The following is a 23112-nucleotide window of genomic DNA, read 5'->3' on the forward strand; positions in this document are numbered from 1 at the left end:
GCGGCTCAATCCGAGACCACTGCGCATCGGAAAACCAAAAGAAATCAGACATCTCAGCGCCTCCTCGCCAAGACACTGAATCACAATCCGAGCAACGTGGGAATCCAGTTATTGGGTCCGAACCCTAGCGAGCCTCTGTCTCGAAATCCGAGGTAATGGCCCCTAGCGTAATGTCCGCAACGGCGCCGCAACCAGTCGTTCCGATTTTGCTCACGCGCCTTGAGCGTCCCTCTTTTTTGCACGCCCAAGCGGCGGCGCAGGGTTCTTCGTCGCCCGCCCGTTTCCCGACATCGACGAGTTGCAATTTTTTGCACTTGCACAGTTACATTGTATCGTTACGTTATATCATCATGATATCCACACTCTCGACTGCGCACTTCCTGCGCTCCGCCGCCCTGCCCGCCATTTTCCTTGCCGCTTCGGCCGCACCAGCCGCTGCCCAGTCGCAAAGCGAGCCCCCGCCGGATCGCGGCGCGGCGCACGGCCATGATGCCGATCATCCCGAAGACATCGTCATCACCGCGATCATCCCGCGCTCGCATATCGACATTCTCGGCGGCACCTCTGTCCTCACCAGCGCCGATCTCGTCCGCGATCTGCGGCCGAGCCTGGGTGAGACGCTCTCCCGCCAGCCCGGCGTCAGCGCCACATCGTTCGGTCCCGGCGCCTCGCGGCCGATCCTGCGCGGCTTCTCCGGCGACCGCATCCGCCTGCTCACCGACGGCATCGGCAGCTTCGATGCCTCCGCCACCTCGGTCGATCACGCCGTGGCGATCAATCCCCTGCTCGCCGAGCGGATCGAGGTGCTGCATGGCCCGGCAGCTCTGCTCTATGGCTCGTCGGCGATCGGCGGCGTGGTCAACGTGATCGACAGTCGCATCCCCTCGCGCCTGCCGCCCAATGGCTTCGACCTCAACCTCACCGGCACTTATGGCAGCGCGGCAGAAGAGCGCTCGCTCGCGGGCAAGACCGATGTCGCGCTAGCCGGCGGGCTGATCCTGCATCTCGACGGAAGCTGGCTCAAGGCCGGCGACCTGCGCACCGGCGGGCCGATCCTGGGTGCCAAGCCGCGTGCCGAGGCCCTTGCCAGCGACGAGGCGGACATCCGCGCGCTGGCCGATCTGTCCGGACGCCTGCCCAACAGTTCGATGGAAGCCTGGAGCTATGCCGGAGGCCTCACTTATGTCGGCAGCGACGGCGGATCGATCGGCTTCTCGCTCGGCAAGTCGCACAATGACTACGGCATTCCCATCCGTTACGTGACGAGCGAAGACGAGCATGATCATGAGGCCGAGGAGGCCGGCGAGCACGACCATGGCGAAGGTGCCGAGGAAGTCCGCATCGTCATGGACCAGACGCGCGCGGACCTGCGCGCGGTGGTGCCGGTCGAAGGCGCGTTTCTCGACCAGATCCGGGTACGTGCGGGCTGGGCGGACTATCAGCATGCCGAAGTGGGTGCGCAGGATGGCGAGGTCCACACGCGCTTCTTCGCCGAGGGTCTCGAATCCCGTCTCGAGCTGGTCCAGACCCGGCGCGGCGGCTGGGACGGCGCGATCGGCGCGCAATTGCTGCTGCGCTCCAGCCATATCGAGGGCGAGGAGAAGTTCCTGCCCGCGATCCAGAATGCAACTGTCGGCCTGTTCACGCTGCAGTCCGTCGATCTCGGCGACCTGCGGCTCGAAGCCGGAGCGCGCTACGAGCATAACCGGATCGAGGCGGCAGCGGACGACGATCTGGGCTCGCCGTTCATCGACCGGACGTTCAACACTTTCTCCGCTTCGTTGGGCGCGAGCTATGCGATCGTGCCTGACTGGCGCATCGGCCTCAATCTGGCGCGGATCGAGCGGGCGCCCACCGCGGACGAGCTGTTCGCGCGCGGCAATCATGCCGGCACGCAGGCCTTCGAGCTGGGCGATCCCACGTTCCGCACCGAGCGCGGCTGGGGTGTCGAGGGCGCGTTGCATGGGCGCGGGCGCGATTTCCACCTGACGGTCTCGGCCTTCTACAACAAGTTCGACCGCTTCATTTACGACAGCATCGTCGACGACGCTGTTTGCCTGGCCGCGAATGGGGCGACGGAGCTCGAATTTCCCTGCTTCGCCTATCGGCAGCAGGGCGCGGAATATTATGGCGCCGAAGTGCAGGCCGACTGGACCGCAGCGCGTATCGGCCCGGCCGAGCTCAAGTTCGACGGCCTTGTCGACATGACGCGCGCGACGCTGGGGGATGGCACGCCGGTGCCGCGCATTCCGCCGCTGCGCGTGCTGGGTGGCGTCGCGCTCGATGCCGCCCGGTGGAACGCCCGCCTGGAGGCGGAGCATGCCTTCAAGCAGGATCGGGTGAGCGGCACCGAGACGGCGACGCCGGCCTTTACGCTCGTCAATGCCTCGCTCGGGTGGACGCCGACGATGCTCTCGAACCGGCTATCGCTGACGCTCAGCGCAAACAACATCTTCGACGTCGTGGCGCGGCGACACGCAAGCCTCCTCAAGGATTACGCTCCCCTGCCCGGAAGGGACATCCGGATCAGCGCGAGCCTGAAATTCTAGGCGCTGACCGGGAAACGGCACAAAAAAGAGAAGGCCCGCGCGAGCGCGGGCCTTCGACGTTTCCAGACCTATGTTCAGCGCAGATAGGACTGGCGGAACAACTCAATTGCCTGAGCCTTGGGTGCCTCGCTCAGCGGCTGAGTAGGATATTCCCGGATACCCCAGGCGCCATATTGGTTGATGGGGCTATAATCGACGAAGATGATGTTGAGATCGCCGATCGTGTTCTTCCAGGTCGTCAGATAGCGCGTGTAGAGCTTGCCCATCCGCGGATCGCGCTGGACCAGCTTCTGCTGCGCCAGATCGTCGGGGCTCATGACGTGCTGGCCACCCTCATAGGTGACATAGCGCAGGTTCTTGGCCACCGCGAGGTCCTTGATCTGCTTGGCCGTCGCCAGATAGGTGTCGATCTTCGGACCCATGTTCGTGAAGAACCGGTCCACGATCTCGGGCGAAGACAGCAGGCCCTTCTTCAGGTTGGCATCGAAATAGGGAGCGGTCGCGACCGCATCGATCTTCGTTGCCGTCTGGCCGTAGTTCAGGATGATGCCGACGGCCCAGGGATTGTGGGTGGTTGCGGCAACGCGGACAAGGCGGGACATCTGGCCCTGGTAGACCGACGCCCAGACATCCATGACCTCCCCGGTTTTTTCGGCGTAACGACGCAGGATACCCTGCAACTCGTTTCCACCCCAGCCGGACGCCTTTGATTCGTCACGCGCCTGGGTGGTCACGGCATAGGTGTAGTTCCAGACCTCGTTCGAGTTCTCGACATAGACCTTGAGGGCGGGATCGAGATTGTCGCGCACATACTCTGCCGTGCGACGGAGATAATCCTCATCCGCATTCCACGGCATATTGATCCAGAGATTGGTCTTCGTCTGATTGGCCAGCGCGACCATATACTCGATCGCGATGCCCTGGGATCCGTTGAAGACGCCGTCGCCGGGCTTGATGCGCTTGTCCCAGGTGAGGGTCGTGTTGGCTTCCACGGCACGATTCCACTTCACGAGGCGGATCGTGTTGTAGCGTTTCACTTCCTCAAGATAGGTGGGATCGAACAGAGCGTTCGGATCCGCGCTCTTCTCGCGGCAATCGATACCGCGGATGGGGTCGGCCGCCGGGATGTTCTTGAGAATCATCGTGGCAGACGTGGAGCCGCTCGGCACGAACGTGAAGCTGAGCGTCTTGGTGCCCATGCGCATGTTCTTGACGACATTGCCGATCATCGTGACCGTCGCGCTGCCCTGCCACTTGCAGACGACATCGACCGATGCGCCGCGATAGGCTGCGGTCGGCATGTTCAACTGCCGGGCAACGCCCTCGCCGGTGAGCAAACCCACGACATTCTTGTTTGCATCCAGCTTCGAGCCGGGCATCGACACATAGGTGCCGCTGGTATTGATCAGCGTCCAGATGCTGCCCGCCATCAGGTTCGAGAAGATGCGCGTGGACGCCCAATATTCCGGGCCGGCAAGATTGGTACCGAGCTTCATCGCGGGCACGCCGGCCATCGCGCCTATCTCGGCGTCCGCCGGCTTGTTCGCGACCAAGACGGACTGCGCCAGGATGGTCGACATCGACGTCGTGTTGCTGGTCGTCGTGGAGGACGAGAGCGTCGTGACGCTGATTGCCGATACGATGGGTTCGAGCCACTTCACCGTCGAGTCATCCACCGTCCCTGTGTCGGTGGCGATCACTACGCCGACCGACGCGGTGGCGGCAAGCGCCATGGTGGTGAGGAAACCCGTCGAACTTGCTGCCAATGCACCCAGGGTGCGCTTCTTGGATGAGCGTTTTCCGCTCTGTACAACCCGCTTCATATTTTTCTTGGCTCCCGCCGAGGCCCCGGACAGGCCTGTGTTGATCCTGGGGCAGGAGATATAGGTCACTCAGAAAGTAAGGATTTCTGAGGTTAGAAAACGTCATGTTAACCATGTTCACGGTTTTTGCTCCCGACCCTGGGAGGCTCAGACGAACGGCGGCACGCCTGCGCGTGCCTGAAAATTCGGCCCTCGGCTGTTGCCGATTAGACTGACCCCTTTGCGGGCTCTTCCATTCTTTTAGAGCGCTCCCGCGGCGATGCTTGACGTCCCGGGACGGCATCAGAAATCGCCGCGCGACGGGACGGGCGGCGAGCAGGCCTAACGGTCGATCGCGAAAAAAGGGCTTTAGACGCCGGAATGTTAGGTCTGAGCGGCTGGCTCGTGAAAGGATGGAACCTGCCGCGCACCCGGCACGCCCCGTCGCGGCCTCGGCGCGAGGCGCAAACTGGCGGCCGACATGCCCGCAAGCGCGCCGGCGATCAGCCAGGTGATCGGACGCAGGGACGAGTTCGGAACCAGGTCGAGGAGATTCAATATAAGCATCGCGGCAAGAGACACTGTCGCCACGGGCAAACCCATCTTCCGCATGCGGAATGCGTGCCAGAAGGGATATGTTAACAGACCGAAGCAGGTGAGGTAGCCCAACCAGCCATAGATGCCGATCATGATGACCCACGTTCCGTCGGTGACGCTCACGTCGGTCGTCGCACCCCAGGTCGTGACAACGATCACACGGTTGCGCCCGTAACTCCCCCATCCGAAGAACGGTTTTTGCGATGCGCGGTTGAGCAAGAGATCTTCATTGTCGAGACGGAAGCGCATCGATTCGGCGCGGTCAGGTGCGAACGGCCGGATCGACTCCGCGACGCTCTGGAGCGGCAGGATATTCGCGCTTCGCACCAACGGATAGCTGATGATGACCAGCGATAGTGCGAAAGCGATCGAGATGAACTGCCGCGAGCGCAGGAAGATGAGCGCCGGTGCAAGCAGGACGACAAGCGCCACGGCTGCCACCGACTTGTTGAGGACCAGCACCCCGGCCAGATAGAGAACGAAGAGGATCATCGGCAGGCTGAATAGCGTGACCCGCATCCGCCAGAGGCCGATCGCGGCGATCAGCGCCATTGCCAGGAATGTCGATACGAGCAGCCCGTGGCCAAGGAAGACCATCGACCGAAAACCGCCGCCGCGCATCTGCTGAAGAAAATAGCCGATCTGGCTGACGCCGTAGATCTTGCCTTGCAGGATGGGACTCATCCGCAGCTCGAACAAAATCGGTAAGGAATAGGCCAGCCCTGCGACCACGAACGCCCACAACAATTCCCGGTGTGCGCGGTCGTTGCTCAGCAGCGCCGCGCCGAGCACGAAGGGAATGATCTCAATGGCATTGCCGACCGCATTGGAAAGCCCTTCCCAAAAGCCCAGCGCCGGGAGGGTAACGGAACCGATCACGATGGGATCGGAATTGTTGATGCCGGTGAAGAAAGGTACGAGACAGTAGAGCAGCATGAACAGATTGACTGTCTTGCTGCGTGGCCAACGAAACTCGCCCTTGCGCGCCACGAGCAACGCCAGGAAGAGCGCCACCAGACTGGGAATCGACGATTTGTCCAGCGCCGGAACGCCGGAATAGTCGAAAGCAGTTGAAATCGGCAGCAGGAGATAGCCCGCGAGCAACGTCCAGATCGTCGCGCGGCCGGCCGGCAGCAGCATGAAAAGGCCGAGCGCGACCACGGGCCACAAGAGCAGCGCACCATAGGCTATCGTCTGCACGGCTTGCTCCTCCTCGCGCTACCTTGACAGGTCAGGGAACGCGACAGTTGATCGCCCCGTCGATCGAGACCCGTTTTTCTGCCAAGAAGCGACAGCGCAGGTCAAGGGTCGATGGTACAGGCACGACGCTGGCCTTAATAGGCATTGCGGTCCCAGACCAGCTTGAACAGGGTCTCGAGAATGATCCGCATGTCGAGCAGCGGCGACCAGTTCTCGATATAATAGATGTCATATTCGACGCGCTGCTTGGCGCGCTCGATCGTATCGATCTCGCCACGCAGACCACGCACTTGCGCGAGACCGGTGATGCCCGGCTTCACGCGGTGACGCGCGCCATAGCCGCGCACGGCGTCGTGATAATAAGCGTCGCCGACTTTCATCGCGAGCGCGTGCGGCCGCGGCCCTACGAGCGACATCTCGCCGCGCAGAACGTTCCATAGCTGCTGTAGTTCGTCGATGCTGGTACGGCGAATGAGGCGACCGACCCGCGTCACGCGGGTGTCGCCCTTGCGCGTGCGCTCCTCGCCACTCTCATCCTGCCGATCCGTGTACATCGAGCGGAATTTCAGTACTTCGATCTCGAGATTGTTGAAGCCGAGGCGCTTCTGTCGGAACAGAATCGGCCCCCTGCTTTCCAGCTTGATCGCGAGGCACGTGGCCAGCAGCAGAGGCGACAGCGCGATCAACCCCAGGAGCGCGAGGGAGCGATCCTGGATTTCCTTCAGGATACCGTCGAAATCGCGCACCGGCTGCTGCCAGACGCTCAGCACCGGCAACGAGCCGATATAATTCACCCTGTAGCGATCACGCAGCACAAGGAACTCGCGTGGCATGATGCAGATATCGATCGCGCCGCGTGACAGTTCCTCGATGATGCGGTCGAGCCGTTCCTGCTTAACCAGCGGCAAGGCGACGATGAGCTGATCGAGCATGCCGCGCCGCGCCAGTTCCAGCAGCTCTTCGAAGCCGCCCAGATAAGGGAAGCGACCGATCATGCCGGTCTCCACGCGCGTCTTGCGATCGTCGGCGAAGCCGATGATGTTGATATGGGGCAATCGCTCGATCTCGAGCAATTCGAGCAGTCGGCTCGTGACATCGCGATCCGCGCCATAGATCGCGACGCGCTGTCCGATGATGCCCTGCCGCATGCTGATCCAGACGATCCGCCGGAAAGCGAGCCGCGTGAAGATCAGCAGGACGAAGCAGATGGTGAGGAAGATCAGCGTGAAGCGCCGCGAGAGATCGCCGATCTCGCCGAATTGCAGCACTGTAAAGCCGGTGAGCGTCACCGCGACGAGGAAATCGATGAAGGTCCCGCTGCCCAGATCGTCGCCCTGCCCGCGGAAGGCCGAATAAGCATCGCGCGAGATTCGGATCAGGAAGAAGTTGATCGCCATGACGATCACGGCGGTCGAGTGCAGCCGGACGTCGTAATAATAGCCGTACCAGGCCTTGTAGACGAGGACGGTCAGCAGATAGGCGGCGAGAAAACAGATGGCGTCATTGATGATGCCGCCCGAACGCAGCACGTTCGAGGTAAAGCGGACATATTTGTTCCGGTGCTGCGGCTTGCCGTTGCTCATGGGGTCCCGAAATCGATCGAGGTGAAATCAGATGCGGCCGAACAGGCTGCGATCGGGCGCCGTGCCCGGCGGATCGTCGACGAATATGGTCTTCTTCGCATCCTGAAACCCTGCATAGGCAGTCTGCATGCAGCCCGCATCGCGCGCCCACTCGCATTGTGCCCCCATAATCTCCCAAGCGCGGGGCGACGACGCAACATTGCGCGCAAAATTCCGTGCCGCCGATATCGCCCGGCTCTTATCGCCCAGTTGATGAAGATATTGCGTATAACTTTCGAGCAGATAGAAATTCTGCGGTATGGTCTTCAGGCCCTCCTCGTAAACCTGCCGCGCACGGAAGTCGGCACGCTGGGCTCGATAGACAGCGGCGAGAACCACATATGTCTCGGGATTTTGCGGGTCGTTGGTCTGGGCGAGTTGCGCCGCTTCCAGCGCGCGCTCGAACTGCTTGTCTTGCGTGGCGAACCGTGCCCTCAACATCAGGGCGTCAACATCGTGATTATCGGCCGTCAGCAGTGCGTCAACCTGTCTCCGCGCCTCTGCCTCCATCTTGGAATCGGCCAGGATCCGCGTCCGCAGCGATGCGAGGAGCGGCTGGGTCTTTGCCGGCGCGTTGCGGATGACGGCCGCCGCTGCCTCCAGATCACCGCGCAAGATGAGATAGCGCGCCGTCGCAACGACAGCGATCGGCTCCTTCCACTTTGCGATGCCCGGCGCGGTCTCGCTGGAGACCGGGGTCTTGTCATACTGCCACCAGATGCGCTGCAGGACGCGATAGTCTTCCGGATCGCGCGATCCGGCGGCGAGCAGCTCAAGCGAGGCCTTCCGCGCCTCTTCGATCCGTCCCACGCGATACAGCGTATTGATGAGGTCCAGCCTCATGCGCGGCAGGCCGTTGCTGAGCCTCACGAGCGCACCAAGCGGCTCGACCATCGGCTCGCCCTGGCCGAGATAGCGGTAGATATTGACCTTGTTGGCGAGCAGCGCCGCCGATTGGTTAGCGCCGCCCATCGCCGTATCGATCAGCGTGAGCGCTTCCTCGGGCTTGCCGGCCTTCGCGAGCGCCCGTGCCTTGATGATCGAGCCCGCTTCGTTCCTGGGATCGATCGCGAGGATCTTGTCGCCGATCTCCGTGGCCTGGTCGAACTTGTCGCGCGAAAGAGCTATCATGCCTTTCACCTGCATCGCGGCCACGGCATTGGGCTCCACGGTGAGCAGCTTGTCGGCGGCGTCCTCGGCTTCGGTCAACTGGCCGATCTGGATACCGATATTGGCTACATAAGCCAGCGCGGTACGGTTCGAGGCGTCGAATTCGAGCGCCCGGTTGAAGGCGCGATAGGCGCCGACGAGATCGGACGAGCGCATGGCGATGACGCCTTGCAGCAGATGGAAATTGGGCTCGTCCTCGCGCAGCGAAATAGCCTCGGAGATCGCAGTCCGCGCAGCATAAAGATTTCCCGCTTGCGCGAAGGCGTCGGCCTGCTGCGCCAGCTCCGCCGCGCGCTTGTCGGGATCGCTACAGGCGCCCAGCGCGAACAGCGCAGAGGCGAGAAGGCCGAGCGGCAGCAACCGCCTGGCGCGCATGGGCACCGGATCGACGAAAGAAGCCGCACCGTCCGCCCGCGAATGCTTATCGCGACGAATAGTCCCTCCATCGAAGTCGTTCATGTCGCATTGCCTCGAAATCGCTGAACAGCTGACGCGCTTACAAGGCTTCAGATGGGGTAGCAATCAAAGTAACCACGGTTCGTGCATCATTAACCCCGCTTTTACGTAGTGACGACATAGGGTTTTGGTATATGAAGTCCGTGCTCCAAGCCAAACAAAGAGGATTTCCACGCGTGCATTCAACCGTGAAAACATGGCTCATGGGAGCTTTGCTCGTATCGTTTTCCGCCACCGCCGATGCCCAGACCGCCGCTCCGGCGGAAGCAGCGCCAGCGGCCTCCGCTCCCGCGGCACCGGTCAATCCGGCCCAGCTGCCGCCTCGCGCCTATACCGTCAATCCGGGCGATCAGATCGAGGTCTATGTCTGGGGCGAGGAGCGTTTGCAGCGCAGCATTCGCGTGTTGCCAGACGGCACTTTCGCGTTCCCGCTGGTCGGCCGCGTCGTGGCTGCCGGCATGCTGCCCGAGCAGATCGAGACCGCGATTGCGAACGGCCTGGCCGGCCAGTACCGCGGCGAGCCCCCGCAGGTTACGGTTTCCGTTCAATCTCCGAGCGGCTTTCTCTTCTCGGTCATTGGCCGCGTTCGCAGCCCGAGCACCTTCACGCCCGGGCGTTATGTGAACCTTGTCGAGGCAATCGCGATGGCCGGCGGTCCGGACGAATTCGCCAATCTCGACAATATCACGATCATCCGCAAGAATGGCTCCGAACTGACGGCAATCAAGTTCCGTCTCGGGGGTGCCATGAAAGGCAATTTGTCGGACACCGCGGCACGCGCAATTCCGCAACTGCAGACCGGCGATACGGTGATCATTCCATGATTGACGTGAAGCTGCTCGGGCGCGCGGCAAGCGTTGCGTTGCTGCTCGCCAGCAGCGCCGCGATGGCCGACACGCGCGTGACCGCCAATGTCGGCGTCAACAGCGGAATCGCGACGAATCCGTACGGCTCGACCGCAAGCAACACCGGTTCCGGCACGGTCAGCGGCACGTTGAACACGATTGCCCTCATCACGATGCCGACGGGTGCGATCAACCTGCGCGGATCGGTCACCCACACGGAATATTTCAAGCTGTACAACGGCACGACCGACTTCACGGTCGCCACCACAGCGCAGCAGCAACTCAGTCCGCTCGTCTCCATGAGCGCAGGAGCGAGCTATTCCAGCCAGGTTCGGAACGGCCTCTATCCCGTCATCGATCCGACGAGCCCGCCGACCGACGATCCGAACGCACCGATCATTGTGGACCCGGACGCAGCCACCAGCTTCGCCGAGCGCGTCCAGTCGTTCTCCGGCAATGTGGGAATGAGCGTGTCCCTTTCGCCGCGCGACGGCTTCAGCGTGTCCGCCCGCGGATCGAAGGTTCTCTACCCAATGCGGGCCGGCGCCATCACCTCGCGCGACTTCGCCAGCTATGGCGCGGGTCTTTCCTATCGGCGACAGATCGGTGCGGGAACATCGATCGGCGCTGCGTTCGACGTCAACAAGTCGGAATATGAGCGTGGCGGCTTCAGTGGCGGCACGCAGATTTCGCCGTCTCTGACGTTGAACACGTCGCTTGCCGGGCGCTTCTCACTCAATGCCGCTGCCGGCGTGACTTTCAGCGAAACAGAATTTCCGGGCGGCACCAACAAGACGACATCATTCTCCGGTTCGGTCGGCATCTGCTATACCGGCGATCGCACGCGCTTCTGCGGCACCGCCTCGCAGCGTGTCGCACCGTCGTCCTTTTCCGGAACATCGACGGTGTCGTCGATCAGCGGAACCTATAGCTACCGGCTCAGCGAAGCCAGCAACATAGGTGTCTCGGCATCCTATTCGAAGGCCAAGTCGTTGAGCGGCGTCGGCAATCTCAAGAACGACTATTCGCAGATCAGCACCAACTACAGCCGCAGAATCACACAGAGACTATCGGCCGTGGCCTCTCTGGCATATAGTCAGTCCTACAATTCGACCGTTCAGCGCGACGGAAATTTCTTTGCTTCCATCGGTCTTCGATACAGTCTGGGTGAAATCGGATGAACAACCTTCAGGTCCGTTACGACGTCGCCGAGGAAGCAGGCTCCGCCAATTTCCTCCCTTATCTGCCGTCGATCATCTGGCAGCGCAAATGGCTGCTGATCATCCCCGCTTTGCTTGGACTGATCGCTGCGCTCGCCACCGCATTCCTGCTGCCGACCAAATATGAGTCGCGCGCGGTGCTGCTGGTGGAAGCACCGCTGTTGCCCGAAGACGTGGCCTCCGACGTGAGCGGCCAGGAAGTACTCGACCAGCGTATGGCGCGTATCCGGCAGCAGATGCTGAGCCGGCCGCAGCTCATCCAGCTCATCGAGCGCAACGGCCTCTATCCGGCGGAACTACGCTCGAGTTCGCTTTCCGAAGTGATCGCGACGATGCGCGAGGCGATCTCGATCGCGCCTGTGTCTGCCGGTATTCAGACGACGAGTTCCGGCCGCCGTAGCACCATCGCCTTCGGCATGAGTTTCCAGTATTCCGACCCGGTGAAGGCGCAGGCCGTGGCGCAGGCGCTCACCGAGCAGGTGCTTCAGCTCGATGCGACCAAGACCGCGCAGCAGGCGGTCAGCACTGTCGAGTTCCTGACCGACCAGCAAACCGAACTGCAGACGCAGATCACGCAGCTCGCGCAGGTCATTTCCGAAATCAAGGTGCGCAACGGCCTCGCTCTGTCGCCGAACCTCGCCACCGCAGGCGGCGGCACGGCCAGCATCGACGCGCAGATTTTGTCTATTCAGGCCGCCAATGCCCAGCTGTCGGTCCAGAAGGACCTGACTCGCTCCGCCGCGGAGCGCGATCCGGTCATCGTGCAGGCGGAAGCCAATCTCGCTACCGCGCTCGCGACCTATTCGGAAAAGCACCCCGATGTCATTCTCGCCAAGCAGCGCCTCGCCCAGGCGCATGAGCTCGCCAAGAGCAATCAGGCGCGCATTCCGACTCTGGCGATCGATACGCAGCTCGCCACCAACAATCGCCGTCTCGCGCAGCTCGAAGCGGCCCGTGCCGCATCGGAGAGCCGTGCAGGCGCCGTCGCGAACGCCCAGATCGCCGCGCCGGTGATCCAGCAGGAAATTGCGCAGTATCAGGAAAAGCTGGACAATCTGAACGACCAGTATCGTCGCGTCTCCAACCAGCTGCTCGCCGCCCGCGCAGGCAAGAAGGCCGAGGACGAGCAGCAGGGCGAGCGCCTCTCGCTGATCGAGGCCGCATCGGTGCCGGATGAGCCGGTGTCGCCGAATCGCCCGGCTATCATCGCACTGATCACGGGCGCCGGTCTTGGACTCGGCCTTGCCCTTATCCTGCTGATCGAGCTCATCATGAAACCGATCCGCGACGCCAATGCCGTCGCACTCGCAACGGGTGAAGCTCCGCTCATCGTGATCCCGACGATCATGAGCAAGGGCGAGCGCCAGAGGAAAGGCATCAAGTCACTTTGGCCGTTCGGTGGCGGCGATGATGACGACGATGACGACGACGACGACGAGGATGCGGCAGTCGGCAGGAAGAAGAAATAGCGCAGCGCGCCGAAGGAGTTTGACCAGTGTCTGAACAGCTTGCGCCGACTAAGGCCGTCACGGCAGCGCCTTTCCAGATCCCGAACCAGAGCGAACTCACTCTGTTCGCGCCGGATTTGCAGCTTCTCGAGAGCAATCATGTTGTCGGCTTCAACAGCCGCCATCTTTCCTCACGTCCGTTCAGCCTGCTGCGCTCGCAGCTCGTGAAGCGGATGAAGGCGCGCGGCCACCAGCTGGTCGGCGTGACCTCGCCAGCCCCCGGCGCGGGCAAGTCGTTCCTGACGGCCAACCTCGCCGCGACGCTGAGCCGGCTTCCCAACCATTTCATTCATGTGTTCGACCTTGACGTGCGGCGTGCGTCGCTCGCGGCCAATTTCGGGCTGATGGGCGAGGTCGGCCTGGAGCGCTTCCTCTCGGGCGAGACGGACGATCTCAAGCGCATCGGTCGCCATGTCGAGGGCACCAATCTTGCGCTCTATCCTTGCTATAGCAGTGACTATGAGACGATGCCGCTGCTCGCGAGCGATCGCTTTGCGGCGTTCATCGCCTCGCTGCGCACATTGCCGAGCGATCACCTCATCCTGTTCGACATGCCGCCGGTCTTCGCCAATGACGATGCCATGGTGGTCGCCTCGCAGATCGATGCCTATCTCATGGTCATCGAGCAGGGCCGCAACAGCCAGAAGCAGGTGATGGACGCGATCCGTCTGCTCGATCCGTCCGAATGCATCGGCTCGGTGCTCAATCGCTACGACGGCGGCGTCGGCGATCCCTATGGCTACAATTACGGTGCCTACGGGAAATATACGGACTATTTCAGCAAAGGCGACTGAGTCCGGCGCAACGCGAAATCAGAAAAGGGCGGTCGATCGATGGATCGGCCGCCCTTTTCCGTGGGAGTTTCTCCTGCCTACCAGGCGGCGCGAACGCCGATCTTGTAGGTGCGGCCAATCGGATCGAAGTAGAGTCCGTTGCCGGTGTAGCGCAGGTTCGGCGGCGGATCACGATCGAAGAGATTGTTGATGCCGCCGAACAGCTCGACCTTCTGATCGCTCTCGCCAAGCAGCTTCACACGCGCATTCAGGTTCATGTAGAAACGTGAGCCGATGCGGTTGTTGCTGACACTGTTGGGCAGGAACGGGCTGTAGCCCTCATCCTGCGGCCCGATCCAGTTGCGGTTGAGGATGCCGCGCGGAATGTAGCGATATTGCGTCGTCACAGACCAGGTCGGCCGAGCGAAGGTCACCACGCCATCCACGCGCCATCTGGGCACGCCGAAGATGGTCGTGACGGAGCCGGAATTGCCGGTCACGCCCGCAAACTCCTGACGCGACCCGTCCGGCAGCGAAGTCTTGAGCGTGGAGACATAATTGCCGTTGAGCGTCAGGTTGAGATCGCCGCCCGCGACCGGCAGCGAATAGGTCGAGACCAGTTCCCACCCCCGGGCATTCAGCTCGTTGACGTTCTGATAGGTCGCGAACAGCTGGAGGATGCGATCCGGATTGCCGTTCGCATCCGTGCCGATCGTGCAGATCGCCGGATTGCTCGTGGCGCGGCACAGAGTCACGGCCAGTGTGGATGTCAGGATGTCGATCGCGCCGGTAACCTTGATGTCGTAATAGTCGAGCGACAGGCGGAAGCGGGGTAGCCAGTGCGGCTTGAACACCGCGCCGATCGTGAAGGTGTTGCCCTTTTCCAGCTCCAGATTGGGATTGCCGCCCGCTGTGGCAGGCATCACATACTGGATGCCGTATTTGGGGTCCGCCAAGGTCGAGTTGGTCAGGCGGGTATTGGGATTGAGTTCCAGCGGCGACGGCGCGCGAATGTCGCGCGACCGGGTGACGCGCAGCATATAGTCGTCATTGAGCTCATAGACCGCCCCGACCTTCCACGTCGTGGCATCGCCGGACAGGCTGTAATGGGTGCGCCGGATCGCGCCGTCGAGCTCAAGAGATTGGCCGAACGACATGTTCTTGAAGATCGGCACATTGACCTCGGCATAGCCTTCCGTGACGCGCTGTGTCATCGCGGGCAGGACATTCGCCGAGATGGCGCTGAACCCGTTTGCCTGGCTCATCGCATCGGCATCGCCGCGCGACGAATTTGTGCGATATTCGATGCCCACTGCCGCCGAGATCGGCCCCGCCCAGCCTTCCAGCAAGGTGCCGCGCAGGTTGGCGGCGATGTTGTGCTGCGTGAACTTGCGGGTCTGCCAGCTCTCGCCGGTCACCCAGTTGGCCGTGCCCGCATTTATCTTGCCCGCACCCATAATATTGGTGGGCACGCAGCCATTGGTCGGATTGGCAATGGTCGTGCGGCAGATGATCGTGCCCGGTGCGATGCCGGCAACGCCCGCCGGCGCAAAGACGGCATCGACTGCATCGCGCCAGCGCTGGTTGATGCGCAGATTGCTGCCTTCCTGGGTGCCCTTGGTCTGGCCGAACTGATAATAAGCGTCCCAGCGCCAGTCGCCGAATGCCTGACCCTTGAGCGCGAAGAAGGCACGCCAGGTGTGGTTGCGGGTCATGTACGTCCCGTTGCCGAGTTCGCTGTGCGCGCGACTGATCGGCAGGAAGGTCACTTGCGCCGCGTCCATCATCGCCGCCGTGGCCGGGCTCAGATAGGCATTATCGCGCTGAATGCGCAGGGCACCGGCCTGATCCGTATGCGTCGAACCGCCAGTCGGGCCGCCGATCACATAGGCATAGGACACCTCAGCCGAGGCCGTGATCGTGTCGGTCAGCTCATATTCGGCATGGCCGAGCACAGACATGTTGCTGGTCGGCACCACGAGCGGCGTGTTGTTGAAGCCATAGATGTCCTGAACGCTAGGGTCGCCCCCGACCATCAGCGTGCTGGGCCGTGCGCGATTGAAGAGCTCCCCGAACTGGAACGGGATCAGATTGCCGTTGCCGTCAAACTGCATCCCCTGCAGCGGATGGACCACCGAGATCAGGCCCGCCGGATTGAGGACATAGAGAACATTGTCGATCGCGACATTGGCCGGCTGTCCGTTGCTGAGCGCCGGATTGGTGTTGAAGAAGGGATTGGGGATAAAGCTGTGATAGCGCTTGCTCCAGTCGCGCGCGCTATAATCGCCCGTGCCGTCCTCGTCGGAATATTCGCCACCTACGACGATATGGCCGCGCCCACCCGCAAAGCCGGTGCCCGCGGCGAACGAGGCATAGACCTGCCGCGCATCGCCCTGTTCGCTGATCCCGTAGCTGAGTTCCCCTTTCGCGCCTTCAAGCTTCGTATCGAGGATGAGGTTGACCACGCCCGCAACGGCGTCCGCGCCATAGGCGGCCGAGGCGCCGCCCGTCACCACTTCGGTGCGCTGGATCAGGATGGAAGGGATGGAATTGAGGTCGAAGGTGTTTTCGTCACCGCTTGGCACATTGCGGCGCCCGTCGAGCAGGGTCAGCGTCCGCGCCGTGCCGAGTCCGCGCAGATCGAGGCTTCGGCCGCCGATGTTCGTGCCCGCGCGGAAGGCATTGGTCGAAGGTGAGGTGAGCGGACGGAACGAAGGGATCTGGTTCAGCGCATCGCCGACATTGGTGATGTTGAGATCCTGCACGCGCTCCTGGCCGACGACATTGACTGGCGTTGGCGAATTGAAGCTCGTGCGGCCGAGGCGCGAGCCGGTGACGATGATCTCGCCTGGTCCCTCATCATCGCCCGACGGCGCATCCGACGCGGCATCCGCCTCGTTTCCTTGCGACAACGCCACGGAGGGATGGGCCAGTGCCAGCCCCGCCATCGCAATCGCCGAAACACCACGCGCCAATGCCGCAATCGTCATGATACCTCCCCTGAATTTTGATCGTTTCGCCAGTCGTTACATCGTAACGAGTTCTGCTATGACGGATCATTCGGGGAAGGCACGCCGGAAATCCTGAAGTTCCGGTGGCCGGAACGTCGCGATTTGCGATCGCTATCGGGACGTTAGTTTTGAGCGCCGCGCGCGGTCAGCGCGCGATGCCGGCCCGCTCGATCAGGGCGCGCCACCAGCCTTCATTGGCCAGATACCAGGCGAGGGTCTGCGCGAAGCCTTCGGCGAAGGTGCGGCGCGGCGCATAGCCGAGCTCTTCCCGCGCCTTGGTCTCGTCGATTGCATAGCGCCGGTCATGCCCGGCGCGATCGGTTACATAGGTTTTCAGGCTGGCCGAGGGCTGGCCCTTGGCGGCAGGGGCATCGGGGAAGCGCGCGGCGAGGCCGGGATCCTCGATGAAGGCGCGATCGACCGTCGCGCAGATTTCCGCGATCACCGTGAGATTGGGCAACTCCTGTCCGCCGCCGATATTGTAGGTCTCGCCGGGCCGGCCGACCTGCAGCACCTTCTCGATGCCGTGGCAATGATCCTCGACATGCAGCCAGTCGCGCACGTTCATGCCGTCGCCATAGATGGGCAGGGTGCGGCCATGCAGGCAGTTCAGCAGAAACAGCGGAATCAGCTTCTCGGGGAATTGATAGGGACCGTAATTGTTCGAGCAATTGCTCGTGGTGACCTCCAGCCCATAGGTATGGTGATAGGCGCGCACGAGATGATCCGAGCCGGCCTTGCTCGCGGAATAAGGCGAGTTGGGCGCATAGGGCGTCGTCTCACTGAACGCAGGATCTTCCGGGCCGAGCGAACCATAGACCTCGTCGGTCGAGACATGATGGAAGCGGTGCGGCTTGCCGGTGCCAGTGTCGAGCCAGAGTTTCCGGGCGGCCTTGAGCAGGCTGTGCGTGCCGATGACATTGGTCGTGACGAAGGCGTCCGGGCCGGTAATCGAGCGATCGACATGGCTCTCGGCGGCGAAATGGACAATTCTGTCGATGTTGCGCTCGGCCAGCAGCTTTTCGACCAGAGCCGTGTCGCAGATGTCGCCGACGACGAGATCGACGCTGTTCAGCCCGTCGAGATTGGCGGGATTCCCGGCATAGGTCAGCACATCCAGCACGGTGACGGTATCGCCGGGATGATGCGCGGCCCAGTAATGCACGAAATTGGCGCCGATGAAGCCGGCACCGCCGGTGACGAGTAGATTAGCCATTCGTCTTGATCACTCCGAGCATCTCGCGAAGATGGACGCGCCAGTGCGGCGCGGGCGCCCCGATCAGCGCGACCGCCGAGCCCTTGTCCAGAACCGAATAGGACGGCCGCCGCGCGGGGGTGGGATAGTCGCTGGTCGCAATCGGAATGACGGGCACCTTGCGGGACAACAGACCGAGAGCCACCGCATCCTCCTGGATCGCGACGGCGAAGTCGTACCAGCTCGCCGCTCCGCTGTCCGTCCAGTGGTGGATGCCGCGCGCACCGGCGGCATCAAGCGCCCAGATGGCGCGGGCGAGCCCGTCCGCGAAGGTCGGCGTGCCGATCTGATCGGCAACGACGCGCACCTCATCGCGCTCGGCCATGAGGCGCAGCATCGTGCGCACGAAATCATGGCCGGTGACACCATAGACCCAGGCGGTGCGCAGGATGAGCGCATCGGGCAAGGCGGCCTGCACGGCCTGCTCGCCGGCAAGCTTCGTCGCGCCATAGACACCGAGCGGCGCGGTCGGATGATCAGGCGCATAGGGATGGCCGGACGACCCATCGAACACGAAATCGGTCGAGACGTGGACTAAGCGGGCACCGGCCGCGGCGGCTGCCGTCGCGAGATATCCGGGCGCCGCGCCGTTGATCCGCTGCGCGGTCTCGGCATCGCTCTCGGCCTTGTCGACTGCGGTATAGGCAGCAGCGTTGATGACCAGAGCGGGGGCCGCGTCGCCGATCGTCGCCGCTACCGCACTCGCATCGCCGATGTCGAGACCCGTACGATCGAACGGCACGATCTTCACGCCCGCCGGCGCAGTCGCCTGCAAGGCCCGGCCAAGCTGGCCGCCGGCGCCGGTGATCACGACCTTCACGGAAAGGTCACCGCGTCCGCGAGCAGCTTGCCCTGCTGATCCTTGCCGTTGAGCTGGGGCACGATGTCGCCAAGCGGCCAGTCTATGCCGACCGCCGGATCATTCCACAGCAGGCTGTGTTCGTTGGCCGGATCGTAGAAACCCCGGCACTTGTACAGAAAGTCCGTGCCGTCCTCGAGACACAGGAAGCCATGCGCCATGCCCTCGGGCACCCAGAGCATCCGCTTGTTGGCTGCGCTCAGCTCGACACCGACCCACTTGCCGAAGGCCGGCGAAGAGCGCCGCATATCGACCGCGACGTCGAACACCGCCCCGGCTGTGACGCGGACCAGCTTTCCCTGTGCGCCGGGCGACTGATAATGCAGGCCGCGCAGCACCCCGCGCGATGAACGGCTGTGGTTGTCCTGCACGAAGTCGATGTTCAGCCCGACCGCCTCGAACGTGCGCTGGTTCCAACTTTCCATGAAGAAGCCGCGATCGTCCCCGAAGACGCGCGGCTCCAATATCAAGACTCCGGGAATCGCCGTCTCGACGACATTCATGCGACGCCGCGCTCCAGCAATTGCAGCAGATACTCGCCATAGCCCGACTTGCGCAGCGGCTCGGCAACACGCAGCAACTGCGCGTCATCGATGAAGCCCATGCGCCAGCACAGCTCCTCCGGGCAGCAGATCTTGAGGCCCTGCCGCTCCTCGGTGATACGCACATAATTGGCCGCGTCGATCAGCGAGCCATGCGTCCCGGTATCCAGCCAGGCATAGCCCCGGCCCATCAGCTCGACATTGAGCTCGCCCGCTTCGAGATAGACACGGTTGAGATCGGTTATCTCCAGCTCGCCGCGCGGCGAAGGCGCCAGATTCGCGGCGCGCTCGACGGCCTTGCCATCATAGAAATAGAGACCGGTCACAGCATAATGGGACTTGGGCTGGGCGGGCTTTTCCTCGATCGTCTCGGCCCGCCCGTCCTTGTCGAAGGAAACCACACCATATGCGGTCGGGTCTTTGACATAATAACCGAACACGGTTGCGCCGCTGTCCCGCGCGGAAGCTGCCCCGACCAGCTCGGTCAGACCATGACCGTAGAAGATATTGTCGCCCAGGATCAGTGCCGAGGGATCAGTGCCGACAAAATCGGCGCCGATATGATAGGCTTGCGCCAGACCCTCGGGCTTGGGCTGGGCCGCATAATGCAGCGTGAGGCCAAGGTCCGACCCATCGCCCAGCAACGCCTGGAAAGCGGCCTGATCCTGCGGCGTCGTGATGATCATGATCTCGCGAATGCCCGCCAGGATGAGCACCGAGAGGGGATAATAGATCATCGGCTTGTCGTAGACCGGCATGAGCTGCTTGGAGACCGCCTTGGTCAGCGGATACAACCGCGTCCCGGAACCGCCGGCCAATATGATGCCTTTACGCAACGTGTCGCTCCCACTCAGGACACCAGGGGTCTGTCACCAAGCCCTAGCTCCTCGCCTCCGCTTTGCAAGCATTTGACCGACGACTTGATGTTTCAGCGCGCCTGTTAACGTAATTGTGAGCCATAGCTTCCAAAAACATCGTGAATCGCCTTTCCTTTTTCTGTGATAAAATTTAGCGCTTGGCCCCGAACCCGGTAAACTGGCGGTTTACGGCTTTCCGCCCGTGGAGACGATTGATGGAAACGGTCTATGACTGGCTCTCGCTTGCGATTTTTGCTGGTATCATCGTGCTGTTTCTCCAGCGCTCGTCGATGGAAAACCCGCCCGATCGCATGATCGACTATCTGCCGCCCGCCCTGGGCTGTGCGATCGCCAACCAGGCAGGCAATTACGGCCTCGAAAATGACAGCATCCTGATGCACATCGTGGGTGTCGCACTGCTCGTCGGCGTTCTCGTCTATGTCTGGCTGGTCCTCAAACCCAATTTGAAATAGGGCCGCGGCATCGGCCTGAGCCGCGGCGGCACGGACTGCCCGGCCAAGCTCCAATTTCCCAAAGACAAGAGGAACTGCTCAGGTGAAAATCACGATGATCGGTTCGGGCTATGTTGGCCTGGTGTCCGGTGCCTGCTTTGCCGATTTCGGGCATGACGTGATCTGCGTCGATAAGGACAAGAGCAAGATCGACGCCCTGCTGGCCGGCCGCATCCCGATCTTCGAGCCGGGTCTCGATCATCTGGTCGCCAGCAACGTCGCGGCCGGGCGCCTGTCCTTCACCACCGATCTGGCTTCGGCCGTGCCGGATGCCGACGCCGTGTTCATTGCCGTCGGCACGCCGTCGCGGCGCGGCGACGGTCATGCGGACCTGAGCTATGTCTATGCCGCCGCCGCCGAAGTCGCGGCGTTGCTCAAGGGCTTCACCGTCATCGTCGACAAATCGACCGTGCCGGTCGGCACCGGCGACGAGGTCGAACGCATCGTGCGCGAGACCAATCCGGACGCCGACTTCGCCGTCGTCTCCAATCCCGAGTTCCTGCGCGAAGGCGCGGCGATCGACGACTTCAAGCGGCCCGACCGTGTCGTCATCGGCGGCGACGATCCGCGCGCGCTGGAAGTGATGCGCCAGATCTACCGCCCGCTCGCGCTCGGCCGCTCGCCGATCATCGAGATGAGCCGACGCGGCGCCGAGCTTACCAAATATGCGGGCAACGCTTTCCTCGCGACCAAGATCACCTTCATCAACGAGATTGCTGATCTGTGCGAAAAGGTCGGTGCGGACGTGCAGGAAGTGGCGCGCGGCATCGGCCTCGACAACCGCATCGGCAGCAAGTTCCTGCATGCGGGCCCCGGCTATGGCGGCAGCTGCTTCCCCAAGGACACGCTCGCTCTGCTCAAGACCGCGCAGGACCATGACGCGCCCCAGCGCATCGTCGAGGCGGTCGTGGCGGTGAACGACAACCGCAAGCGCGCCATGGGCCGCAAGGTCATCGCCGCCTGCGGCGGCGATGTGCGCGGCAAGACGATCGCCGTGCTCGGCCTCACCTTCAAGCCGAATACCGACGACATGCGCGACAGCCCGGCCATCGCCGTCATCCAGACCTTGCAGGACGCCGGCGCCACCATCCGCGCTTATGATCCGGAAGGCGCCGAGCAGGCGAAGCTCGTCCTCACCGACATCGACTATTGCAGCAATGCCTATGAGCCGATGGACGGCGCCGATGCGCTCGTCATCATCACCGAATGGGATGCCTTCCGCGCGCTCGACCTGACGCGGATCAAGTCGCTACTGAAGGCGCCAATCCTGGTGGACCTGCGCAACATCTATCCGCGTGACGCCGTCGAGGCGGCCGGTTTCGCTTACACCGCTGTCGGCCGGTGAGCGAGCCCGCGCCGATCCTCGTGACCGGCGCCGCCGGTTTCATCGGCCATGCGACCGCGCATCGTCTGCTGGAGCGCGGCGAGCGCGTCATCGGCGTCGATATCGTCAATGACTATTATGATCCAGCGCTGAAAGAGGCGCGGCTCGCGACCTTCAACGGGCGCCGCGAGTTCAGCTTTCACCGGATAGACATTGCCGATGTGGAAGCCATCGGCGCCCTCGTGCGGGATCAAAAGGTCCGCCGCATCGTCCATCTCGCGGCGCAGGCGGGTGTGCGCTACAGCCTTGAAAATCCCTTTGCGTACGAGCGCTCCAATCTGGCCGGGCATCTCTCGCTGCTGGAAGCGAGCCGCCACGCGCCCGAGTTCGAGCATCTCGTCTACGCCTCCTCCAGCTCGGTCTATGGTGATCGGCCGCTGACCGGTCAGGGCTTTCGCGAGGACGATCCGGTTGACATGCCCGTCTCGCTCTACGCCGCGACCAAGCGGAGCTGCGAGCTCATCAGCCAGAGCTATGCGAAGCTCTATGGCTTCCCACAGACCGGCCTGCGCTTCTTCACCGTCTATGGCCCCTGGGGCCGCCCCGACATGGCCTATTTCAGTTTCACCCGGAAGATCCTCGCAGGCGAGCCGATCGAGGTCTACGGCGAAGGCAGGATGGCGCGCGACTTCACCTACGTCGATGACATCGTCGATGGCATCATCGGCGCGCTCGACAATCCGCCGCCCCCGGGGGAGAATCGCATTCTCAACATCGGCGACAGCCACCCGGTCGGTCTCATGGACATGATCGAGACGCTGGAAAATGCGATCGGCCGGAAAGCCGAAAAAATCATGCGGCCGATGCAACCCGGAGACGTCACCGCGACTTATGCGGATGTGGGGAAGCTTCACGCTCTGACCGGCTATCGTCCCAAGGTCATGCTGGCCGAAGGATTGCAACGCTTTGCCGATTGGTATCGGGATTTTTACCGCACCAGCGGATAGCGG

At 62.6% G+C, this 23112-nt stretch carries 18 protein-coding genes; 9 read left to right on the plus strand and 9 right to left on the minus strand.

Features of this window, described 5'->3' with window-relative positions; all coding sequences use genetic code 11:
* The first annotated feature begins 350 nt into the window (after positions 1–350).
* Positions 351–2549 (plus strand): TonB-dependent receptor, encoded by a 2199-nt coding sequence (locus tag KM135_RS19065; protein ID WP_221715668.1) that lies wholly within the window; start codon positions 351–353, stop codon positions 2547–2549.
* Between the two features lie 74 nt (positions 2550–2623).
* On the opposite strand, the gene KM135_RS19070 is transcribed toward KM135_RS19065, so the two are convergent.
* On the minus strand, positions 2624–4129 hold the full coding sequence (locus KM135_RS19070) for a hypothetical protein (protein WP_221715669.1): 1506 nt from the start codon (positions 4127–4129) through the stop codon (positions 2624–2626).
* Here KM135_RS19070 and KM135_RS19075 point away from each other — a divergent pair.
* On the plus strand, positions 4119–4436 hold the full coding sequence (locus tag KM135_RS19075; protein WP_221715670.1) for a hypothetical protein: 318 nt from the start codon (positions 4119–4121) through the stop codon (positions 4434–4436). The genes KM135_RS19070 and KM135_RS19075 overlap by 11 nt on opposite strands.
* A gap of 299 nt (positions 4437–4735) precedes the next feature.
* Here KM135_RS19075 and KM135_RS19080 read toward each other — a convergent pair whose 3' ends face one another.
* From KM135_RS19080 to KM135_RS19090, 3 genes are all read right to left on the minus strand, one after another.
* Complete coding sequence (locus tag KM135_RS19080; protein ID WP_221715671.1) at positions 4736–6088, minus strand: hypothetical protein; 1353 nt, start codon at positions 6086–6088, stop codon at positions 4736–4738.
* A gap of 194 nt (positions 6089–6282) precedes the next feature.
* Positions 6283–7731, minus strand: coding sequence for an undecaprenyl-phosphate glucose phosphotransferase (locus KM135_RS19085; RefSeq protein WP_221715672.1), 1449 nt, complete (start codon positions 7729–7731; stop codon positions 6283–6285).
* Between the two features lie 27 nt (positions 7732–7758).
* On the minus strand, positions 7759–9315 hold the full coding sequence (locus KM135_RS19090; protein WP_221715673.1) for a tetratricopeptide repeat protein: 1557 nt from the start codon (positions 9313–9315) through the stop codon (positions 7759–7761).
* 215 nt (positions 9316–9530) lie between these two features.
* On the opposite strand from KM135_RS19090, the gene KM135_RS19095 reads away from it, so the two are divergent.
* From KM135_RS19095 to KM135_RS19110, 4 genes are read left to right on the plus strand one after another with little or no spacing between them, the layout of a single operon-like run.
* Positions 9531–10220: a polysaccharide biosynthesis/export family protein gene (locus tag KM135_RS19095; RefSeq protein ID WP_246606361.1), complete on the plus strand. Its 690-nt coding sequence runs from the start codon at positions 9531–9533 to the stop codon at positions 10218–10220.
* Positions 10217–11422 carry a porin family protein gene (locus KM135_RS19100; protein ID WP_221715674.1) on the plus strand — a complete coding sequence of 402 codons (1206 nt, stop codon included), beginning with the start codon at positions 10217–10219 and terminating at the stop codon, positions 11420–11422. Before KM135_RS19095 ends, KM135_RS19100 begins: the two co-directional genes overlap by 4 nt.
* Positions 11419–12930, plus strand: a complete 1512-nt coding sequence (locus KM135_RS19105; protein WP_221715675.1) for a GumC family protein — start codon at positions 11419–11421, stop codon at positions 12928–12930. The genes KM135_RS19100 and KM135_RS19105 overlap by 4 nt, the downstream gene beginning before the upstream one ends.
* Before the next feature lie 26 nt (positions 12931–12956).
* Positions 12957–13763, plus strand: a complete 807-nt coding sequence (locus KM135_RS19110; RefSeq protein ID WP_221715676.1) for a CpsD/CapB family tyrosine-protein kinase — start codon at positions 12957–12959, stop codon at positions 13761–13763.
* A gap of 77 nt (positions 13764–13840) precedes the next feature.
* Here the strand turns inward: KM135_RS19110 and KM135_RS19115 are convergent, their stop codons facing one another.
* The 5 genes from KM135_RS19115 to rfbA all read right to left on the minus strand — a co-directional run bounded on the left by KM135_RS19115 (position 13841) and on the right by rfbA (position 20245).
* Positions 13841–16732, minus strand: a complete 2892-nt coding sequence (locus tag KM135_RS19115; RefSeq protein ID WP_221715677.1) for a TonB-dependent receptor domain-containing protein — start codon at positions 16730–16732, stop codon at positions 13841–13843.
* Positions 16733–16898: 166 nt separating this feature from the next.
* The gene (gene rfbB / locus KM135_RS19120) at positions 16899–17969 is read right to left on the minus strand and encodes a dTDP-glucose 4,6-dehydratase (protein WP_221715678.1); all 1071 of its coding nucleotides are present in this window, start codon (positions 17967–17969) and stop codon (positions 16899–16901) included.
* Positions 17962–18828, minus strand: coding sequence for a dTDP-4-dehydrorhamnose reductase (gene rfbD, locus KM135_RS19125; RefSeq protein WP_221715679.1), 867 nt, complete (start codon positions 18826–18828; stop codon positions 17962–17964). The genes rfbB and rfbD overlap by 8 nt, the downstream gene beginning before the upstream one ends.
* Positions 18825–19370 (minus strand): dTDP-4-dehydrorhamnose 3,5-epimerase, encoded by a 546-nt coding sequence (gene rfbC / locus KM135_RS19130; protein WP_221715680.1) that lies wholly within the window; start codon positions 19368–19370, stop codon positions 18825–18827. Before rfbC ends, rfbD begins: the two co-directional genes overlap by 4 nt.
* The gene (gene rfbA, locus KM135_RS19135; protein ID WP_221715681.1) at positions 19367–20245 is read right to left on the minus strand and encodes a glucose-1-phosphate thymidylyltransferase RfbA; all 879 of its coding nucleotides are present in this window, start codon (positions 20243–20245) and stop codon (positions 19367–19369) included. The genes rfbC and rfbA overlap by 4 nt, the downstream gene beginning before the upstream one ends.
* Before the next feature lie 236 nt (positions 20246–20481).
* On the opposite strand from rfbA, the gene KM135_RS19140 reads away from it, so the two are divergent.
* From KM135_RS19140 to KM135_RS19150, 3 genes are all read left to right on the plus strand, one after another.
* The gene (locus KM135_RS19140; RefSeq protein WP_221715682.1) at positions 20482–20739 is read left to right on the plus strand and encodes an XrtV sorting system accessory protein; all 258 of its coding nucleotides are present in this window, start codon (positions 20482–20484) and stop codon (positions 20737–20739) included.
* Positions 20740–20821: 82 nt separating this feature from the next.
* Entirely contained in the window at positions 20822–22123 is a 1302-nt protein-coding gene (locus KM135_RS19145) for a UDP-glucose dehydrogenase family protein (protein WP_221715683.1), read from the plus strand.
* Positions 22120–23109 (plus strand): SDR family NAD(P)-dependent oxidoreductase, encoded by a 990-nt coding sequence (locus tag KM135_RS19150; RefSeq protein WP_221715684.1) that lies wholly within the window; start codon positions 22120–22122, stop codon positions 23107–23109. The genes KM135_RS19145 and KM135_RS19150 overlap by 4 nt, the downstream gene beginning before the upstream one ends.
* Positions 23110–23112 lie beyond the last annotated feature (3 nt).

This window comes from Sphingobium xanthum (assembly GCF_019737615.1).
Taxonomy (GTDB): domain Bacteria; phylum Pseudomonadota; class Alphaproteobacteria; order Sphingomonadales; family Sphingomonadaceae; genus Sphingobium; species Sphingobium xanthum.

Bases quoted from the DNA above. Each gene is read 5' to 3' on its own strand.
- rfbC (WP_221715680.1), bottom strand. From the start codon at position 19,370: ATGAATGTCGTCGAGACGGCGATTCCCGGAGTCTTGATATTGGAGCCG.
- KM135_RS19105 (WP_221715675.1), top strand. From the start codon at position 11,419: ATGAACAACCTTCAGGTCCGTTACGACGTCGCCGAGGAAGCAGGCTCC.
- KM135_RS19070 (WP_221715669.1), bottom strand. From the start codon at position 4,129: ATGTCGACCATCCTGGCGCAGTCCGTCTTGGTCGCGAACAAGCCGGCG.
- KM135_RS19115 (WP_221715677.1), bottom strand. From the start codon at position 16,732: ATGACGATTGCGGCATTGGCGCGTGGTGTTTCGGCGATTGCGATGGCG.
- KM135_RS19095 (WP_246606361.1), top strand. From the start codon at position 9,531: ATGAAGTCCGTGCTCCAAGCCAAACAAAGAGGATTTCCACGCGTGCAT.
- KM135_RS19100 (WP_221715674.1), top strand. From the start codon at position 10,217: ATGATTGACGTGAAGCTGCTCGGGCGCGCGGCAAGCGTTGCGTTGCTG.
- KM135_RS19140 (WP_221715682.1), top strand. From the start codon at position 20,482: ATGGAAACGGTCTATGACTGGCTCTCGCTTGCGATTTTTGCTGGTATC.
- KM135_RS19080 (WP_221715671.1), bottom strand. From the start codon at position 6,088: ATGCTGCTGCCGGCCGGCCGCGCGACGATCTGGACGTTGCTCGCGGGC.
- KM135_RS19090 (WP_221715673.1), bottom strand. From the start codon at position 9,315: ATGCGCGCCAGGCGGTTGCTGCCGCTCGGCCTTCTCGCCTCTGCGCTG.
- KM135_RS19065 (WP_221715668.1), top strand. From the start codon at position 351: ATGATATCCACACTCTCGACTGCGCACTTCCTGCGCTCCGCCGCCCTG.
- KM135_RS19085 (WP_221715672.1), bottom strand. From the start codon at position 7,731: ATGAGCAACGGCAAGCCGCAGCACCGGAACAAATATGTCCGCTTTACC.
- rfbB (WP_221715678.1), bottom strand. From the start codon at position 17,969: ATGGCTAATCTACTCGTCACCGGCGGTGCCGGCTTCATCGGCGCCAAT.
- KM135_RS19075 (WP_221715670.1), top strand. From the start codon at position 4,119: ATGGTCGACATCGACGTCGTGTTGCTGGTCGTCGTGGAGGACGAGAGC.